Consider the following 2,998-nt stretch of genomic DNA (forward strand, 5'->3'; position numbering starts at 1 on the left):
GGCGGGTGCTAACCCGCCTAAACACTCACGACCGGGTCAGGCGGCGTTGAAGGTGTCGGGGTCGGGGCCGGTGCGCTCGCCGCGGTCCAGCGGCGTCAGCGAATCGAGTTCCTCCTCCGTGAGGGTGAACCCGAACAGGTCGAAGTTTTCCTCGATCCGGGACGGTGTCACCGACTTCGGGATCACGACGTTGCCGAGTTGCAGGTGCCAGCGCAGGACGATCTGCGCGGGCGTGCGGCTGTGCTTCACGGCGAGGTCCGCGACCACCGGGTCGCCGAGCAGGCTGCCGCCCTTGGCGAGCGGGCTCCACGCCTCGGTCGCGATGCCGTTCTTCGTGTCGAACTCGCGCAGCTCCGCCTGCTGCAGGTACGGGTGCAGTTCGACCTGGTTCACCGCCGGGACGACGCTCGCCGCGTCCATCAGCCGTTCGAGGTGCGCGGGCTGGAAGTTGGACACGCCGATCGCGCGGACGCGGCCGTCGGCGTACAGCTTCTCGAACGCCTTCCACGTGTCGAGGAACTTGTCGCGCTTCGGCGTCGGCCAGTGGATCAGGTACAGGTCCAGCTGCTCCAGCCCGAGCTTGGCCAGGCTTTCGTCGAACGCCTTGAGCGTCGAGTCGTAGCCCTGGGCTGAGTTCCACAGCTTGGTCGTGACGAACAGGTCGTCGCGGGCGATACCGGACTCGGCGATCGCCTGGCCGACGCCCTTTTCGTTGCCGTAGACGGCGGCGGTGTCGATGCTGCGGTAGCCCGCTTCGAGGGCGGCCTTCAGGGCGGCGGCGGTCTCGTCGTCCGGGACCTGGAACACGCCGTAGCCGAGTTGCGGCATCCGCACGCCGTTGTTGAGTTCGATCACGGGCACGCTGGTCACGAGGGTTCCTTTCGGTGGGTGGTTCATCGGGCGGGTACCCGTTCCCCGGCGTCGAAACTAGCCGGGGTCCGGCGGTCGAGCAGGCCGGAGACGAGCGCCACGGCGAGGCCGGCCGCGGCGAGCGCGGCGCCGATCCAGTTGGGGGCGGTGTAGCCGAGGCCGGCCTCGATCGCCTGGCCGCCGAGCCACGCGCCGCCGGCGTTGCCGAGGTTGAAGGCGGCGATGTTCGCCGCCGACGCCAGTGCGGGCGCGCCCTCGGCCTTGGCCAGCACGCGGGCCTGCAGCGGCGGCACGGTCGCGAAGCCCGCCGCGCCGAACAGCGCGATGGTGATCGCGGCCGGCACCTTCGCGTGCGCGGTGAACACGAACGCCAGGAGCACGAGCGCCAGCGCGGCGAGGATGACGTACAGGCTGGGCATCAGACGGCGGTCCGCGGCCCGGCCGCCGAAGAGGTTGCCGGCGAACAGGCCGGCGCCGAACAGCACGAGCAGCCAAGTGACCGCGCCGCTCGAAAAGCCCGCGACCTCGGTCATCATCGGCGCGATGTAGGTGAAGGACGCGAAGACACCGGCGAAGCCGAGCGCGGTCATGACCAGGGCGAGCCACACCTGCGGGCGGCGGAACACGGCGAGTTCGCCGCGCAGGCCGGCACCGGGCTCGGGGGCCTGGCGCGGCACCAGCGCGAGGATGCCGATCGCCCCGGCGACGCCGAGCGCGCTGACCACCCAGAACGTCGAGCGCCAGCCGAAGGCCTGGCCGAGCGCGGTGCCGGCGGGCACGCCGAGGACGTTCGCCACGGTCAGCCCGGTGAACATCAGCGCGATGGCGCTCGCCTGCTTGGCCGGCGCGACCAGCGACGCGGCGACGACCGAGCCGACGCCGAAGAAGGCGCCGTGGCTCAGCGCGGCGACGATCCGGCCGGTCATCAGCACGCCGTAGGTGGGTGCCAGCGCCGAAAGCACGTTGCCGGCGATGAACAGGCCCATCAGGGCGACCAGGACGGTCTTGCGCGGCACGCGCGAGGCGAGTGCGGTGAGCAGGGGAGCGCCGACGACGACGCCGAGCGCGTAGCCGGAGATGAGCAGGCCTGCGGCCGGGATCGAGACGCCGAAGCCGGCCGCGACCTCGGGCAGCAGGCCCATGATCACGAACTCGGTGGTGCCGATCCCGAATGCGCTGATCGCCAGCGCGAGCAGGGCGGCGGGCATGGACTTCCTTCTTTCGGGAGTAGACTGAGGGGCGTTGGCAACTACGAGCGTCCGAGATAGTTGCAGACGCCGTATATTGCACAAGCTTGCGACTTGGCGGGCTCCCCGCGCAAGCCGGGAAGGGGTGAACCGTGTCACTGGACGACGAAGCCGTCGAAGCCCGCGCGCAGGGCTGGCGCACGCTGGCCGCGCTCCACGCGCGGATCGAGGACCGGCTGCAGCGCGCGCTCGAGCGCGACCACGAGCTGTCGGTGAGCGAGTACACGGTGCTGGACGTGCTCGCCCGCCAGGACGGCTTCCACCTCCGGATGAACCAGCTCGCCAACGCGGTCGTCCTCAGCCAGTCGGCGACAACCAGGCTGGTGACGCGGCTGGAGAGCCGCGGGCTGCTGGCCCGGTACCTCTGCGCGGACGACCGCCGCGGCATCTACACGGAGGTGACGCCGGCGGGCCAGGCCCTCCTGACGGCGGCCCGCCCGACACACGACACGGCGCTGGCGGAGGCCCTGTCCGAGGCGCAGACGCGGCCGGAACTCTCGCCGCTCGTGGCCGCGCTCGGCACGCTCAGCTTCCGCGGTGCCTCGGCCTGACTTTCGCCGCACCGGACGTGAGGGTGCGAAAGTTTCCGCGCCCCGCGGAAACTTTCGCCGCCCGCCGGCCGGAAGCTCAGTCGGTGCGCAGGGTCGGCAGCCGGCTGAACGGTGCCGCTAGCTTGAGTTTTAACCAGTTCGGCGGGGTCGTGGATTGCTCGACCTGGTGTTCTTGCCGTGCTTCGATTTTTGGGTGTTCGTGCTGGTGACGGTATGGACGTCATGCCGTGACGCTGGTCGTTGATTGGGTGTTCCGGCGGGACGTCCAGGGCCGGGCCGTGAGGGTTTCGGGACACGGGCCGGACAGGCGAGCTGTGGACGCAGGTTCCG

At 70.7% G+C, this 2,998-nt stretch carries 3 protein-coding genes; 1 reads left to right on the plus strand and 2 read right to left on the minus strand.

Annotated elements, in window-relative coordinates:
- Nucleotides 1–36: 36 nt before the first annotated feature.
- Together ABZW17_RS40500 and ABZW17_RS40505 are read right to left on the minus strand one after the other, a co-directional pair.
- Nucleotides 37–870: an aldo/keto reductase gene (locus tag ABZW17_RS40500; protein ID WP_354826377.1), complete on the minus strand. Its 834-nt coding sequence runs from the start codon at nt 868–870 to the stop codon at nt 37–39.
- A 23-nt stretch (nt 871–893) separates the two neighbouring features.
- Nucleotides 894–2,078, minus strand: coding sequence for an MFS transporter (locus ABZW17_RS40505; RefSeq protein ID WP_354826380.1), 1,185 nt, complete (start codon nt 2,076–2,078; stop codon nt 894–896).
- 131 nt (nt 2,079–2,209) lie between these two features.
- On the opposite strand from ABZW17_RS40505, the gene ABZW17_RS40510 reads away from it, so the two are divergent.
- Entirely contained in the window at nt 2,210–2,668 is a 459-nt protein-coding gene (locus ABZW17_RS40510; RefSeq protein WP_354826383.1) for a MarR family transcriptional regulator, read from the plus strand.
- Nucleotides 2,669–2,998: the final 330 nt, after the last annotated feature.

This window comes from Amycolatopsis sp. NPDC004625 (genome assembly GCF_040609695.1).
Lineage (GTDB): Bacteria > Actinomycetota > Actinomycetes > Mycobacteriales > Pseudonocardiaceae > Amycolatopsis.